This is a genomic window from Bradyrhizobium sp. (genome assembly GCF_049691595.1).
Lineage (GTDB): Bacteria > Pseudomonadota > Alphaproteobacteria > Rhizobiales > Xanthobacteraceae > Bradyrhizobium.
This window is the reverse complement of the sequence record NZ_JBAVNZ010000145.1, coordinates 1-14,483: the sequence shown is the minus strand read 5'-3', so window position 1 is coordinate 14,483 and position 14,483 is coordinate 1. Positions and strand designations below refer to the sequence as shown.

Below are 14,483 nucleotides of genomic sequence, written 5' to 3'. Positions count from 1 at the left end.
AGCTGGCATGGGCATCCGCGGTCAGCTCGCCATGTATCAGAAGCTTGGCCTGGCGGAGATTCCGTTCTTGCGGGCCGATAGCGCCAGGACCGTCGTCGCCCTTGGCCAGACGGTCACGCAAACGCGCCAGACCATCAAGGATCTGAAAGACCAGATTGCGGTCTTTCGCGAACCGGCGGTGACGCAGTTCGTTTCGCGCAGCGTTTCGCCGACGAGACCGGGATTTCTGATGCCGCTGCTGGTTGGTCTTGTTGCCGGGCTCGCGGCGTTTTTTGCCGCGCGGATCATCCTGAAGCAAATATCGGGCTAGCGGCTCGCCCTTCGTGGTTTTTCACGCGCTATCGGCGCAGCGCCGCCATCCGGTCGAGTTCCCGCCTTCGATGGTTTGTGCTAGGAAAGCCGTGAACGATAGCCCGTGATTGGATAGAACGGAACATAACCTCGACATGAAGGATGGGTCGGCGCCTGATCAGTGGCAGAGCGTGTTCTTGCGCGCCTGCGCGGCGCTTTCGCCGAGCGACTGGGCTGGCCGGGAAGACGCGATACGACGGCTCGATGGCACGGGATGGAAAAACATCAGCTCGGCGGCCGAACGGTACGGTTTGACCGGGCTCGTCAGCCGAGGCCTGGACTGGGCGCATCAGGAGCTGGGCGTTTCGATCCCGGTGCGAGAAAGCCTGGCGCGGTTTCGGCAAGGCCAGTTGCTGCAGCTTCTCGCGCGGCGCAGTGCTGCGCGAGAAGTGACCAATGTCCTTGCCGCGCGCAAGATCGATTTCGTCGTCTACAAGGGCGTCGCATTGGCCGACGAAGTGTATGGGGATCTTTCGCTCCGCGCCTACGGTGACTGCGACATTCTGGTTCGCCCTGACGATGCCGACGCCGCATTCAATGCGCTTTGCGAGCTCGGCTTCGCTCCATCCGCGTCGACGAATGTCGCGCAACAGATCGCGAACAGAACCGCGGCCATTGCAGTGAAACGTCCGGAATTGTCCGTTGATCTGCACTGGACGTTGAGCGCTGATGACCTTTTTATGAAGGATACCGACATCATCTGGGCCCATTGCACGCCGCCCGAGGGTGCAAACGCATTGCCCGGGCGGCGGATGTCGCCAGAGCTCATGCTCGTCAACCTCGCAGAGCATTTTTGCCGCCACAGTTTTATTGAACTCAAGCCGCTGGTGGATTTCCATATCGTTGCGGTCAAGTGCGGCCCCCGGGTGGATCCAGACAGGCTGCATCGGCTGGCACGATCGCTACGGCTGGATTCGATGGTCGATCTGACGGCCCGCCTGAGCGAAAACCTGCTGTTGCCGCATCCCATGACCGGACGGCTCAAGCACGACAGGCCCGGAATCCGCACGCGCGTCGCCTGTGCGGTATTGACGGAACGAGCGATTGTCCGGACCCGGGACCCGCTTCCGACCGAAAGCCGGCTGCGGCGGTTGGCGTTCGGCGGCAGCGTTTCGGCGACGCTGCGCGCCTTCCGGACCATGCTCCTGCCACGCGTCCGTGACCTGGAAGGCCGCTTTCAACGCCCCTTCGACCTGCGCATGTACCCGCAATATTATGCGATACAGATGCGCCGCGTTCTGACGCGGTCGAGGAACTCGTTCGATCGTCACGCCGGACTTGCCCCAGCATCCAGTCCGCCAAGCCGGCGCGATGGCGAATGAGCTTCAGAGCAGACGTCAGAACTGAAAGTAGATGAACAAACTGACCGGACGCAAAAGGATAAAAACGAGGAATGCGGATACCGCAATCGCCATCGTGTCCATGACCCGACGAGACCGCGACAGCTTTGGGTTTGCGAGGAACCGGAAGGCAAAATGCAAGGCGAGCATTCCGGCGAACAGTACGGCCACCAGCAGATAGGCGCTCTCGCGAAAGCCGAGGCTGGCATAGGCATGCCGGTCGCATACGCGCCCGAGCAGGGAGAAGGCGTCTTCAACCGATCGAGATCTGAACAGGATCCATCCAAGCATGGAGACCGCGACTGTCACACCCCAGCCGATCAGTGACCTCAACCGGTCCGGCAGCCGTGTGGCCAGCGGCGCGGTGATGCGATAGATCCAGATGAAAGCCGCGTGCCAGAGGCCCCACAGCACGAAGGTCCAGGCCGCGCCGTGCCATAATCCCATGACGCCCCATGTCGCGAACAGCGCGCCAGTCAGCCGCAACGAGCCGGGCCGAACGAGATCGGTCTCCAGCCCGCCTTCGGACCTGTCGCGAAAGCGCGCGCCGCAAAGCGGAAGATAGAGATAGTCGCGTATCCACGATGACAGTGTGATGTGCCAGCTTTTCCAGAACGCGCGCGGCGAGGTCGCCAGATACGGCCAGTTGAAATTCTCCGGAAAATGAACGCCGAGCAGGCGAGCCGACCCGATGGCGATCATGCTGTATCCGGCGAAATCGAAATAGATTTGCAGTCCGAAGGCAAATGCCATCGTCCATACGTCGAGGGCGCTGAGCGATGCCGGACTCATCAGGAACCAGTCGTCGACGAACGGCGCCAGGTGGTCAGCCGGGCCGACCTTGAGAAACAGCCCAAACAATATTCGCTTCACGCCTCCCGCGACGCGATCGAGGTCGAAGCGCGACGTCGAGACCAGCTGCGGGATGAGTTCGTTGGCGCGCAGGATCGGCCCCGCAACCATATGCGGCCAGAACATCACATAGGTCAGGTAAACCGCGAAATTTCTTACCGGCGCGCAAAGCCCGCGATAGACGTCGATCGTATAGCTGATGGACAGGAACGTGTAGAAGCTGATCCCGAGCGGAAGAATGATGGTGCCGAGCCTGATCGACCATTCCGCGCCGAGCAGACGTGCAATGGCTTCGAGGTTGCCCGCGATGAAGTAGGCATATTTGAAATATCCGAGCAGCAGCAGGTTTACGCTGACGCTGCACACGACCCACAGGCGTCGGCGCGGCGCCCGATGTTCGGCGCCGATCTTCAGCGCAAGGTAGAAATCGACCGCCGCGGAAAATGCGACCAGCAGTAGAAATTCGGGCCGCCACAGGCCGTAAAAAGCCGCGCTGGCCGCGAGAAGAAGCCAGACCCGCCACCTCGGCCCGGTCAGCCAGAATGCGGCCGTGACGCCGACCAGAAACAGAACATAGCTGACGGAATTAAACAGCATCTTCTATCGAATTCGGCTGACCGCCGCCACGGCCGGCAGCAGCGCCTTCGCCAGCAATTCGTGGCCGCCGGCCTTGAAGTGATTGAAGTCGGCGTTCTCGGATCGCGGTCCCCATTGGCCATCAGGAACGAGCGCGCCGAGGTCGAGCAGGGTGCAGCCATGGGTCTCTGCAAGCGCCTTGATCTCCTGCTTCCAGGACTGATATTCGGCGGGGTCGTAGGGACTGGGCAGGTCGTGCCGAAACGGCGCCACGTAGAGGATGCTGCGGATTTCGCCCAAGGCCGCCTCCCGCAGCAAGGCGCGAAGCGCCGCCATGTTGGTCGCGTAGCGCTGCGGGATCAGCCGGCGGGTCGTGGTCGATCGAATTCCCAATGCCGCGTTGCGAATCCCGTAAAGGTCGATGTAGAGGCGTGATCGCAGCCATTTCCGGTCGGCCCACAGCGGCCAGATTTCGCCGAGCGTCAGATTGACCGCTTCCTCGAGCCTTTTCTGCAGGAATCCTGCGAGCGCCACATTCTCTTCGCCGACGTCGCGGCCCTGCCACCGCAGTTCGGCTTTTGCGAGGACGGCCGCTCCGACGGGATTTTTTCTCAATGCGGCGAGATCGTCGGAATCGAGCAGCCAGCCGAAATCGTCGCGCAAACCGTCTTCACGCAGATCGTCGAACGACAATTGAACGATCAGGACCTTGATCGGAAGCCGGCGCTGCACCAGGTGCGCCAGCGCATAGTGCTCCTGCAGGTTGGCATGTGGAAGCGAGACGCCAAGCGGAACGGTGGTGTCAGGACATGCCAGCGAGCTCCGCAGGATATAGGGTGCCGCATGCTGTCCCTTCTCGAAATTTTCGATGTAGTGAAGTTGCGAGTTGCCGAGCCATAGAATGTTGAGGGACTCGCAGCGCCCGGTTGCCGGCGCGGGGTGCGCCGTTTGCGCCATGATCATCGCCTGGATTGCCTTCGGATATGAACCCGTGAACGTGACCCCGTTCCAGGATTCGGCGACTTCGATCATGGCGGGATCGAGGTCGAATGTCGTTGGATCGACCTTGACGCGGTCGTAAACCACCAGCGCCACCGCCGACAATATCAGGCCGCAGAGCAGCGAGACCGCCGCTCCTCTTTCTTCGCTGCTGGCCTGGGTCTCGGTTGCCAAGGCTTTCAATGACGGCTCCGCGAGTTCGGTTCATCGGCAAGGCGCGGCAGACTTTCGCACGCGCAACGACAATCGACTATCGCGAAAGCCGTTGCAGGAACATCATGGTTGCGTCCGCGACGTTGTTAACGTTGCCCTGATCGATGACGGAGGGAACATTGGCGGGATCGGATATCAGCCCCGGAAAGGATTGCGCGACGTTCCAGGCCAGATACTCCTCGATGCCGCCGGCCTGCGCCGCCGTCACGCCAGCGGCGTCATTGACGATCCGCGCGAAATCACCGCGCGTCGCCTGAAACGGATTGAAACCGTTGCGCAGCAGAATCCCGCCGAAATACATTTCGGCAATGGTGATTGCGGGCCTGCCGAGCAATCCGGCCTCGAGGCATGCCGTGCCGGAGATGGATATGGTCAGTCCCGCCCGTGAAAGCAGCCCGTGGGTGTCCGCGAACGGATCAATCAGGCGTAGCCCGGGCAGCCGCTTCAGTTCGCGGTAGTATCCCGGCGATCGATCGCCAATGGCGTTCGGATGCTCCTTCACCCACATTTCCCAACCGATGGGAAGCAGCCGGATCAACGCCCGGATGACCTCATACTGATTGGTGAATGGCGAGCCGATGACGTCGACGGAAGACTCCGGCTGTTTTTGCAACAGGAACAGCACGAATGGCCGATCATCGGCGGCCGGCGCCGCCTCGAACGTTTTACTTCGTCTTGCCAGGATTCCGGACCTCACGGAGGCAAGGCGTCTGCCGACCCGTGTATGCAAGGAGGGCATCGTATGATCGAACCGTGCCGCGAATGGCCGCATAACCGCCTGCCATGCTTCATCCAGCCAGTACTTGCGTAACCGGTTTTGATTCATGTTGAGCGCGAAGTAATAGGGCCGCTCGCCGCGCTCGCGCAAGTTCCTGAGCGCCTGTCGCGCAATGGTCCGATGCTCGTCGCCCGGCTGCTCGCGGAAGACGTCGATGCGTTTCTGGAAAACACCGCGGAAGAAACCAAACCGTTCGGAAGGAATCCGGATGGTATGCGGCGCATGGAAATGCCGCCCGTTGGCGTGCATCACGGCGGAGGTGATGATTTCCGGTGCCCAGGTGTCCTCGCCAAAGGCAAAGTGAATATCGTTTTCGAGAACGAAGCGCTCGATTTCAAGGGCCGTGATCTGCCCGTAGGCCTCGATGTCCCAGCCCGGCATCAGGCCGAGCTCGCGATCCATGATCAGCGCGTCCTTGAGCCCGATCTCGGCGCCCCGGTCGATCCGTTCGATTCTGGATCGCTCATCCGCGGTCGGCCTGAAAGGCTTTGTCCAGCGCTGCCCAAACCCGGAAAGGTCCAGGATGCGGGATCGATCCCAGCCCTCATTCAGGAGGTAACTGGTCCAGCGTTGACCGGTGCTGATCCAGAAGATTTCGGCGCCGGAGGCTTCCATCCTGCGCGCCCATGGCGAATAAAACTCGGTCTTGAGCTGGTTCGTGACGAACAGTGCGCGCAAGCTCGGCCTCCAGGGGTCAGGAAAGGTTCCTGAGCTCGCTTACGGTGCTCACAACGTGGTCCATATCGGCGTCGGTGATGGTGGGAAACAGCGGCAATGTCAGGATTTCCCGGTAGACCGCCTCGGCTCGCGGGCACAGCCCGGGTTGATACCCAAATCGTTCGCGATAGAAGCTGTGATGATAGACCGGCGCATAATGGACGTTGGCGCCGATGCCCGATGCCTTGAGGTGATCGAATGCCCTGCGCCGGTCGACCTTGAGCAGCGAGAGGTCGAGGCGGATGACATAGAGATGGTAGGCGTTGGTTCGGTCCGGACGCCTCGCCAGCGGCCGGACAAACCGCGTGCCCGAAAACATCTCGTCATAGCGAGCCGCGATCGCCTGACGCTTGACCAGCCATTCGGGCAAATGCTTCAGCTGTGAAAGCCCGAGCGCGCACTGAATGTCGGGCAGTCGGTAGTTGTAGCCAAGTTCGACCATGTCGTAGGTGTAAGTGCCGGTTTTTTCCCGGGACCTGTGATCGGAATCAATGCCGTGATTGCGGAACCGGCGCATGTGCGACGCCATCCCGGCATCGTCGGTCAGAACCATCCCGCCTTCGCAGGTGGTGAGATGTTTCACCGGATGAAACGAAAATGCGGAAAGGTCGGCAATGGTCCCCACCTTGCGTCCCTTGTAGGTGGCACCGGGCGCATGACAGGCATCGGAGACGATCTTGATTCCACGCCTGGCGGCCAGCGCGCGCAGGGCATCATAATCGGCGGGCTGTCCGCCGTAATCGACCGCAACTATGGCCTTGGTGCGCGGGGTGATCTTTGCTTCGACGGCGGCCGGATCGATCAGCAACGTATCGGTCTCGACATCCGCGAAGATCGGCGTGCCGCCCTCGTAGACCACGGCATTGGATGATGCGGCGAACGTAATCGCGGGTACGATGACTTCGTCGCCGGCGCCGATCTTCAGCGCACGCATCGCGGCATGGAGCGCCGCGGTCCCGCTGTTGACGGCGACGCCTTCGGAAGCTCCGCAAAACGCAGCAAATGCGCGCTCGAATTCAGCTACCCGAGGTCCGGTGGTCAGCCACGCCGACCGCAGCGCTTCATTTACCGACGCGATATCTTCGTTGTCGATAATCTGCTTGCCGTAGGGAATGAAAGCTCTAGCCATGAATGCTTGTTGGATTGTCGAGCATCACTTTCAGCGCCGCAGCGTCCAGCCAATCCGGATTGTTATCGCTGGCGTAGCGGAAATCCTCGGCGACGGGCTTGCCCAGATCGTCGTAGCCCTTGTAGCTCCACCATGCGAGCGCCGGCTGAACGATATACCGGTCCTGCATCTCGATGGTGAAGCGGGCGTCGTCCTCGGTGATCATCACCTCGTGAAGCTTTTCGCCGGGCCTGATGCCGACGATCTTCTGCGGGCGGTCCGGCGCCATGGCTTTCGCCAGTTCGACGATCGACATCGATGCGATCTTCGGCACGAACAGCTCGCCGCCCTGCATCATCTCCAGGCTCGAGAGAACGAAATCGACGCCGTTGTCGAGCGTGATCCAGAAGCGGGTCATTCGCGGATCGGTGATCGGCAAATGGTCGGCGCCCTTGGCGATCAGTTCGCGAAAGAAGGGCACGACCGAACCGCGCGATCCCACGACATTGCCGTAGCGGACGACCGCGAATCTGGTCCCGCTGTTGCCCGACAGATTGTTTGAGGCGATGAAAATCTTGTCGGACGCGAGCTTGCTGGCACCGTAAAGATTGACCGGGTTGCACGCCTTGTCGGTGGACAGCGCGATCACCTTGGGAACCCGATTGCGGATCGCCGCCTGGACCACGTTCTCGGCCCCCATGATATTGGTCTTCACGCATTCCATAGGATTATATTCTGCGATCGGCACATGCTTCAGCGCCGCCGCGTGCACGACCAGATCGACCTCGCGCATTGCCATCGTCAGCCGGTCGAGATCCCGCACGTCGCCAATAAAAAAACGAAGCCGGCTGTCAGACAATGATTGAGCCATCATCGCCTGTTTGTACTCGTCCCGCGAGTAGATGATAATCTTTCGCAGATCGTGATCCCGCAACAGAACCTTGACGAGCTCGGTACCGAACGAGCCGGTCCCGCCCGTGATCAGGATTGACTTCTGATGAAGCATGCGTTCCATTCGGGAATATCGAAAAATCGACCGGTAGTAGTCAGTTCAAACCAATATTGCAAGGGAAAGTGGTCGCTTGCTTGTTGCGCGTTGCTTCGAGGTTGTTTAAAGAGCGCGAGCAATGGCGACCCGTTGTACCGGATATTTTATTGAACGAGGTCGGGTTTCGATTTGCAGGCGCGTGGCGCACAACTTCACCTACTCGCATTGGCACTCGTGGCGATCTTGATCAATGACGCGGCGGGCGCTCATAACAGGAATCACCGGACAGGACGGCGCATATCTGGCGCGGCTGCTGCTCGGCAAGGGCTACGACGTCGTCGGCGGATCGCGTCCGTCGCCCGCCAGGGATCTTTGGCGGCTCAGAGCTGTCGGCATCGATCGCGATGTCAGGATTGCCGATCTCGAGCTTCTGGACTCCTCGAACATTCTCTCGGTTATCGAACGCGAGCGGCCGCACGAAATCTATAATCTGGCCGCGCAAAGCGTCGTGCATTCGTCGTTTCGAACGCCGGTATTGACCGGCGACGCCGACGCCCTCGGAGCGGCCCGGATTCTTGAAGCGATACGGAAGGTCGACTCGTCGATCCGGTTCTATCAGGCGTCGACCTCCGAAATGTTCGGCGACACCGATGAATCGCCGCAGTCCGAGACATCGGCTTTTTGCCCCCGCAGTCCGTACGGTGTGGCAAAGCTTTATGCGCACTGGATGACCGTCAATTTTCGCAACGCCGACGGCTTGTTTGCCTGCAGCGGCATCCTGTTCAATCATGAGAGTCCGTTGCGCGGCCGGGAATTCGTCACGCGAAAGATAACGCACGGCCTCGCGGCGATTGCCCTGGGCCAGTGCGACTGCATTGAACTCGGGAACCTGGATGCGCGCCGGGACTGGGGGTTCGCGGCCGACTACGTCGAGGGAATGTGGAAAATGCTGCAGGGGAAAGCGCCTCAGGACTACGTTCTTGCGACCGGGCGCTCGCATTCGGTGCGGAATTTCTGCGAAGCCGCCGCCACGGCCGTCGACCTCGATCTGGTGTGGCAGGGCGCCGGAATCGACGAGAAGGGGATCGATTCCAGAACCGGCCGAACCATCATCAGGGTCAGCAGCGACTTCTATCGTCCCACCGAACGGCAGCCGCTGGTGGGAAATGCCGCGAAGGCCGGGCGGGAACTGGGTTGGCGGTCCACCATGAGTTTCCCGGAGTTGGTGCGGACGATGGCGGAAGCGGATTTGAAGCTTGCGCGGCGCTGACCGACGATGGGGGCAGCACGGGTTTGGTTGTATAAGCGGAACCCGCTCGATTCCGGTTGCATCGAATCTCGAGTTATGTGCATTTCGGATCGGGGTATCCGGCGTTAGCTAGCCTGAAGTTTGCGGCCCCATTTCCACGATTGATGAGTCGAATAAATCACTTAGCGGAGTTTTTCCTTTCGAATTGTATCCAGTAGGCGAGAGGCTAACCCCTTGAACTGAGAATCTTTTCTGAAGGGTGCGTCCAGTGCCGAAAAAGGCAATCTCCCTGAATGTCGAATCAGATCGATGCATTGACAAAAAGTCGGATCGATGCATTGACAAAAAGTCGCGCACAAACTTCGGACTGGCATGTCCTCCCATGCGCATCCTCCACGCTTTCAAGGTTTACGCTCCCGATCATCACGGGGGTATCGTGGAAGCAATTGCGCGCATTACCGCAGGTACGCCAAGCGGTGATTCCGCGTCGTTGCTGGTTTGTCGCTATCTGGGGCTTGGCTCGACGCTCGAAGTCGATGGACTACCGGTCGAGCGGACGACGACTCTGGCGCAGTTCAGTTCGCTGCCGATCTCGCCCGGGTTCATCCCGGTATTCCGGCACCGCGCCAGGGAAGCCGATGTGATCGCATTTCACGCGCCTTTCCCGTTCGTCGATATCGCCCTGATGCTCGGCATTCCCGATGACAAGGCTTTGGTGATCCACTGGCATGCCGAGATCACCGGCAGGAACCTTTTTCGACCAATATTTCATCCGCTGCTGAAGAAATCCGTCGAACGGGCGGACTGCATCATCGTCTCTCACCCTTCAATCGTCGAGCAGTCGGAATATCTCGCCGGCTGCAGCGCGAAATGCGTGGTAGCGCCTTACGGCATCGATACCGATTTCTGGAGCAGGCGGCCGCCTGAAGACGAGGCGCCGGTCGGCGAACTGCGGCGCAAGCACCCGCGCCTTATCGTCGCGTGCGGGCGTCTCGTGCCCTACAAGGGATTTGACGTTCTGCTGAGGGCGCTCAAGCGGGTTGATGCGCACCTCATCATCGCCGGTACCGGTCCGCTCGAGGCCGAGCTGCGAGGCGTCGCAACCGCGGCCGGCGTGGCCGACCGCGTGATATTTGCGGGCTATCTGTCGCGCGAACAACAACGGCAGGCGTTCGCCGCTGCCGATCTCTTTGTGCTGCCGTCGATCAGTGAAGCGGAAGCATTCGGAATTGTCCAACTGGAGGCGATGTGCGCTGGAACTCCGGTCGTCAACACCAATCTGCCGACGGGAGTCCCCTGGGTTGCCCGTGACGGTCTGGAAGGCCTGACCGTCGCGCCGCGCGACGAAGCTGCCCTGGCGGCTGCGATGTCGCGCTTGCTCGACGATCGCGATCTTGCAAAGCGGCTGGGCGCGGCGGCCAAGGCCCGGGCCGTCGGCCATTTTGGCTGGCGAAAGTTTGCAGCCGACGTCGCCGAACAGTATCATCTGGCATTTTCCAGGCGTAAAGCTCTGTCGTAAGCTGCACGACCGCCCGCCTTTTCTTCCCGCCGCGCGGGCAGGGTGGCAGGGATTGACAGGGATTGAATCGGCGAACGGCAACCATCAGGGCCTGGCTGAAATGACCGAAGCAGGACCACATGGCAAAACCAAAGACCCCGTATCCACGGCCGTTATGGCGCGGTGCATCGACCATGTGAACTTGTCGGTTCGCAACCTCGAAATATCGGTCGACTTCTATTCCCGGCTGCTGGGAATTGAACTCAAGGAGCAGGGCGAGAACGGCGGAACGCGATGGTGTATCCTTGGGGCCAAGGACCGCTTCTATGTCTGCTTCTTCGAGGTCAGGGATGGGAGCTACAAACCCGGCGATATCCATATCAACCACGTCGGGTTTGTCGTCGATGACATGGACGAAACCGTGCGCCGCATTCACGGCCTCGGAATCCGGCTGGCATTCAACGACAAGCCGGTGCAGTGGCCGCGCAGCCGGTCGGCCTATGTGGTGGATCCCGACGGCATCGCGATCGAGTTTTCCGAGCGCTTCGGCGGCGGCCTCGACCCGTAGCCCGTTCGGTTGCAACCGGATCAGAACCGACTCTCCATTCGGTTTTCGCTTCTGATCCGCCTTGTCGGAAACTGAGTCGGAAACTGACGGCACCCGAACTTCAGCTCACGGGCGCATTGATCGCAGCGATTTCGGGATGTTGATCGAGAAACCTGAGCACATCCTGTTGCAGGAAATTGTTGTCGAGGCCGGCAAGTCCGATGAAGACCTTTTCTACCATTTCGAAATCGGCGGGAGTATCCACCGTCCAGCGCAGCGCCCCGAGGTCGGGTATCTGGGTCAGATGCGCCAGCCGGAATTTTTCCGGATGGCGGTAGATGTATTGCGTGACGTGCTCGCGGGATTCCGGGTTTGTCGCCTCACGATGAGCGCGGTCGAGCGCCGAAACGGCGACCACTTCCACGTCCAGGCCGTCGGGAAAGGTGCGATGGATGCCGTTGCCTGCGAGATCGGAGCCCTCGCGCTTTTGCAAGGCCACGGCCGCATCGATGATCGTCCAGTCGATCAGCGGGCAGTCCGCGGTCAGCCGGATGACATGCTCGGCCGGCCCGAAAGCCTCGACTGCGCCGTGAAAACGGGCCAGCACGTCGTGCAGGGCGCCGCGATAACACAGGGTCCCGTTCCTGGCACAGAAGGCCTCGATGGCGTCGTCCGAGGCGTCCCGGCTTGTCGCCACGACCAGCCGGTCGATGGCCTTGGATCGCCTGATCCGGTCGATCTGCCAGGCGAGCATGGGCCGACCAAGGATCGGCTTCAAGACCTTGCCGGGAAGCCGGGTGGAGGACATGCGGGCCTGAAGGATGGCAAGGATCATGACGCGGTCTCGCGAGGCTGACTACCAGCGGGAGGGGGTCAGGGTGAGGGGATCGTCGATGGCGCAGGCTGCCCAGTCAAATTCGGGAAGCTTGGCCGCCGACGCGGATATGATCTCCGAGAGTTCATGGCGGCTGGTCACGCCGACCACGGCGATATCGGCTTCTTGCTGCGCCAGCACGAACCCGACCGCTGCTGCGATTGGGCTCAGCCCCGCTTGTTCGATGCGCGCCTGCGCTGCCGCGAGGGCAGGGCCGGCATGGGTCAGATTGTCCGGGAGCTTGCGGGGGTCCATCAGCAGCAGCCCCTGCAGGAAGATCGAACGGACGTGAATTTCGACGCCGAGTTCCTTCAAGGATGCGAGTTCGCCATTCTGCTTCAACCGTTGATCGAGAATACTGAACGGAACCTGCACGATGTCCGGCCGGTACCGGCGAGCCAGTTGCAACGGCCCGTCCGCGACATAGGCCGAGATGCCGATCCGCCCGAACAGGCCTTGATCGCGAAGCCGCTGCAGCAGTCCCCACAGCCGTGGTCCATCCGGACCTGCCAGGTCCTGCGCCGCGTGCACCAGGATCGCCGCGGCTGGCCTGCCAAGATATTCCAGCGAACGTCGCGCCCGTCTCTCGACCGCTTCGAGGCCATGGCTGAGCGGCAGCGTCTTGGTCACGATGTCGAAGCGATGATCGGGCCAAAGGGCGCGCCCAAGAACTTGTTCCGCATTGCCATAGCTGGCGGCCGTGTCGAGCACCCTGATACCGGATTGATGGGCGGTCGCCAGAATCGCCGACACCTCGGAAGCGGGAACCTGGCCGGCCGTGTTTGAGACGCCGTAATCGATTCCGAACTGCACCGTGCCCAGTCCGATTCTGGGCGCGAGAGGGGTGCTTGTGTCGCGCCTCGCGGTCATGCATCAACGAACGCGAAACAGCGGCTCCAACGGCTCGCATTTGAGGTATTGACGGATGGCCCGATTGTCGACCGCCTGTCGCAGGATGGGAAAGATGGCGTCGTAGGCTGCGAGCAGGGCATCCACATCGGCTTCGCTGTGGGCATAACTGAGATTGTGCGTCCCGAACGACAGCAGGCCGCGTTCCATCATCTCCTGCATCCAGAGTGTCTTGATCTCGAATGCATTCGTTCCCTCGACATCCCCCAAGAGGAGGAACGACCAGGTCGGGTGGCCGCTCACCGAGGCAAAATGGCCGATGCCATGCTTGTCGATCAGCCTTGCCGCCCCGGTCAGGATTCGCGATCCGCGTTGCTTCATCGTTGCGATCACGGGCTCGCGTCGAAGCTTGCCGATGGTCGCCTTGGCCGCGGCAAGCGAGAGAGTCTCACCGCCCATCGTGAATGAAAAGAACACCTCTTCCATTTCCATCATCACGTCGCGGCGGCCACATACCGCTGACAGCGGAAAACCGTTCGCGATGCCCTTGCCCAGGGTCGTGATGTCGGGGGTGACCTTGAACAGCTCCTGCGCGCCGCCGAGCGCATAGCGAAAGCCGGTGATGGTTTCGTCGAAGACCAGAAGGGCACCGGCCGCGTGGGTGAGCGCCTTTACGCCATCGAGATATCCCTGGGCCGGCTCAACCACGTTCATCGGCTCCATGATCACCGCGGCGACATCGTATTGCTTGAGCAACTTTTCGAGCGCGGGGAGATCGTTGTAAGGAAAACCGTGGGTCAGCTCGCGGCTCGCCTGCGGCACGCCCTTGTTGCGGGCGGTCGAGCCAATGTACCAATCCTGCCAGCCATGGTAGCCGCAGGTCAGGACGTGATCGCGTCCGGTGAAGGCGCGGGCGATGCGAATGGCGCCAGCGGTTGCGTCCGACCCGTTCTTGCCGAAGCGCACCATTTCCGCACTCGGGACGACTTCGCAAAGCAGCTCGGCCACTTCGGTTTCGAGCGGGTGGGAGAGGGTGTAGACCGTGCCGTCCTCGAGCTGGGCGGCGACCGCGGCATTGACGTCCGGGTCGGAATAGCCAAGCGTTACCGAAGCCAGCGCGTTGATGAAATCGATATACTCATGGCCGTCGATGTCCCAGACCTTCGATCCCTTTCCGCGCGAAACGAAATAGGGCGACACGCCGAACGGATATTGGGTAACGCTCTTCGAGAACGTCTGGGCGCCGAGCGGTATCGAGTGCCTAGCGCGCGCGAGAAATTCTTCGGACTTGGCGTAGCGAATTGACATGTTGATCCAGTTAGACCGTATGGAGTGCGGGAGCCGGGTTGTTGTTGTTGTCAGGCGATCGCCGACCACGTTAGCGCTTCGCCATAGGCGATGTCACGCGCCGCCGTGCGTCCGATGATTTCCGGCAGATATTTCGGCGGAAGGCCGAATCCCGGTCGGATCGACCGAACGTTGTCGGCTGTCAGGGTCTGTCCAGCCTTGATGGGCTTGACGGCGTAGATCGACCGGCGAAAAAG

General features: G+C 61.0%; 15 protein-coding genes. 6 read left to right on the top strand and 9 right to left on the bottom strand.

The window, feature by feature from the left end:
• On the top strand, positions 1-310 hold a 310-nt coding region (locus WCE35_RS06435; protein WP_424592512.1), incomplete at its 5' end, for a hypothetical protein.
• Between the two features lie 136 nt (positions 311-446).
• Positions 447-1,673, top strand: coding sequence for a nucleotidyltransferase family protein (locus WCE35_RS06430; RefSeq protein WP_424592511.1), 1,227 nt, complete (start codon positions 447-449; stop codon positions 1,671-1,673).
• 15 nt (positions 1,674-1,688) lie between these two features.
• Here WCE35_RS06430 and WCE35_RS06425 read toward each other — a convergent pair whose 3' ends face one another.
• The 3 genes from WCE35_RS06425 to WCE35_RS06415 all read right to left on the bottom strand — a co-directional run bounded on the left by WCE35_RS06425 (position 1,689) and on the right by WCE35_RS06415 (position 5,199).
• Complete coding sequence (locus WCE35_RS06425) at positions 1,689-3,140, bottom strand: MBOAT family O-acyltransferase (RefSeq protein WP_424592510.1); 1,452 nt, start codon at positions 3,138-3,140, stop codon at positions 1,689-1,691.
• Between the two features lie 3 nt (positions 3,141-3,143).
• Entirely contained in the window at positions 3,144-4,301 is a 1,158-nt protein-coding gene (locus WCE35_RS06420; RefSeq protein WP_424592509.1) for an SGNH/GDSL hydrolase family protein, read from the bottom strand.
• Between the two features lie 67 nt (positions 4,302-4,368).
• Positions 4,369-5,199 (bottom strand): hypothetical protein, encoded by an 831-nt coding sequence (locus WCE35_RS06415; RefSeq protein WP_424592508.1) that lies wholly within the window; start codon positions 5,197-5,199, stop codon positions 4,369-4,371.
• A 30-nt stretch (positions 5,200-5,229) separates the two neighbouring features.
• On the opposite strand from WCE35_RS06415, the gene WCE35_RS06410 reads away from it, so the two are divergent.
• Positions 5,230-5,820 carry a hypothetical protein gene (locus WCE35_RS06410; protein WP_424592507.1) on the top strand — a complete coding sequence of 197 codons (591 nt, stop codon included), beginning with the start codon at positions 5,230-5,232 and terminating at the stop codon, positions 5,818-5,820.
• Here the strand turns inward: WCE35_RS06410 and pseC are convergent.
• Both pseC and pseB read right to left on the bottom strand, forming a co-directional pair.
• Positions 5,804-6,955, bottom strand: a complete 1,152-nt coding sequence (pseC, locus tag WCE35_RS06405; protein WP_424592506.1) for a UDP-4-amino-4,6-dideoxy-N-acetyl-beta-L-altrosamine transaminase — start codon at positions 6,953-6,955, stop codon at positions 5,804-5,806. The genes WCE35_RS06410 and pseC overlap by 17 nt on opposite strands.
• A complete protein-coding gene (gene pseB / locus WCE35_RS06400) occupies positions 6,948-7,940 on the bottom strand; it encodes a UDP-N-acetylglucosamine 4,6-dehydratase (inverting) (RefSeq protein ID WP_424592505.1) in 993 nt (330 codons plus the stop codon). The genes pseC and pseB overlap by 8 nt, the downstream gene beginning before the upstream one ends.
• Before the next feature lie 232 nt (positions 7,941-8,172).
• On the opposite strand from pseB, the gene gmd reads away from it, so the two are divergent.
• The 3 genes from gmd to WCE35_RS06385 all read left to right on the top strand — a co-directional run bounded on the left by gmd (position 8,173) and on the right by WCE35_RS06385 (position 11,237).
• The gene (gene gmd, locus WCE35_RS06395; protein WP_424592504.1) at positions 8,173-9,192 is read left to right on the top strand and encodes a GDP-mannose 4,6-dehydratase; all 1,020 of its coding nucleotides are present in this window, start codon (positions 8,173-8,175) and stop codon (positions 9,190-9,192) included.
• Positions 9,193-9,661: 469 nt separating this feature from the next.
• A complete protein-coding gene (locus tag WCE35_RS06390; protein WP_424592503.1) occupies positions 9,662-10,690 on the top strand; it encodes a glycosyltransferase in 1,029 nt (342 codons plus the stop codon).
• Positions 10,629-11,237, top strand: coding sequence for a VOC family protein (locus tag WCE35_RS06385; protein WP_424592502.1), 609 nt, complete (start codon positions 10,629-10,631; stop codon positions 11,235-11,237). The genes WCE35_RS06390 and WCE35_RS06385 overlap by 62 nt, the downstream gene beginning before the upstream one ends.
• Before the next feature lie 100 nt (positions 11,238-11,337).
• On the opposite strand, the gene WCE35_RS06380 is transcribed toward WCE35_RS06385, so the two are convergent.
• From WCE35_RS06380 to WCE35_RS06365, 4 genes are all read right to left on the bottom strand, one after another.
• Positions 11,338-12,051 carry a cytidylyltransferase domain-containing protein gene (locus WCE35_RS06380; RefSeq protein WP_424592501.1) on the bottom strand — a complete coding sequence of 238 codons (714 nt, stop codon included), beginning with the start codon at positions 12,049-12,051 and terminating at the stop codon, positions 11,338-11,340.
• Between the two features lie 21 nt (positions 12,052-12,072).
• Positions 12,073-12,960 (bottom strand): aldo/keto reductase, encoded by an 888-nt coding sequence (locus tag WCE35_RS06375; RefSeq protein ID WP_424592500.1) that lies wholly within the window; start codon positions 12,958-12,960, stop codon positions 12,073-12,075.
• 3 nt (positions 12,961-12,963) lie between these two features.
• Positions 12,964-14,247, bottom strand: a complete 1,284-nt coding sequence (locus tag WCE35_RS06370) for an aminotransferase class III-fold pyridoxal phosphate-dependent enzyme (protein ID WP_424592499.1) — start codon at positions 14,245-14,247, stop codon at positions 12,964-12,966.
• 50 nt (positions 14,248-14,297) lie between these two features.
• The coding region (locus WCE35_RS06365) for an SAF domain-containing protein (RefSeq protein WP_424592498.1) at positions 14,298-14,483 on the bottom strand (186 nt) is incomplete at its 5' end.

What these genes read in the sequence shown, in the direction of transcription:
- WCE35_RS06430 (WP_424592511.1), top strand. Translation starts at nt 447, where the DNA reads ATGAAGGATGGGTCGGCGCCTGATCAGTGGCAGAGCGTGTTCTTGCGC.
- gmd (WP_424592504.1), top strand. Translation starts at nt 8,173, where the DNA reads ATGACGCGGCGGGCGCTCATAACAGGAATCACCGGACAGGACGGCGCA.
- WCE35_RS06370 (WP_424592499.1), bottom strand. Translation starts at nt 14,247, where the DNA reads ATGTCAATTCGCTACGCCAAGTCCGAAGAATTTCTCGCGCGCGCTAGG.
- WCE35_RS06375 (WP_424592500.1), bottom strand. Translation starts at nt 12,960, where the DNA reads ATGACCGCGAGGCGCGACACAAGCACCCCTCTCGCGCCCAGAATCGGA.
- pseC (WP_424592506.1), bottom strand. Translation starts at nt 6,955, where the DNA reads ATGGCTAGAGCTTTCATTCCCTACGGCAAGCAGATTATCGACAACGAA.
- WCE35_RS06380 (WP_424592501.1), bottom strand. Translation starts at nt 12,051, where the DNA reads ATGATCCTTGCCATCCTTCAGGCCCGCATGTCCTCCACCCGGCTTCCC.
- WCE35_RS06410 (WP_424592507.1), top strand. Translation starts at nt 5,230, where the DNA reads ATGCTCGTCGCCCGGCTGCTCGCGGAAGACGTCGATGCGTTTCTGGAA.
- WCE35_RS06425 (WP_424592510.1), bottom strand. Translation starts at nt 3,140, where the DNA reads ATGCTGTTTAATTCCGTCAGCTATGTTCTGTTTCTGGTCGGCGTCACG.
- pseB (WP_424592505.1), bottom strand. Translation starts at nt 7,940, where the DNA reads ATGCTTCATCAGAAGTCAATCCTGATCACGGGCGGGACCGGCTCGTTC.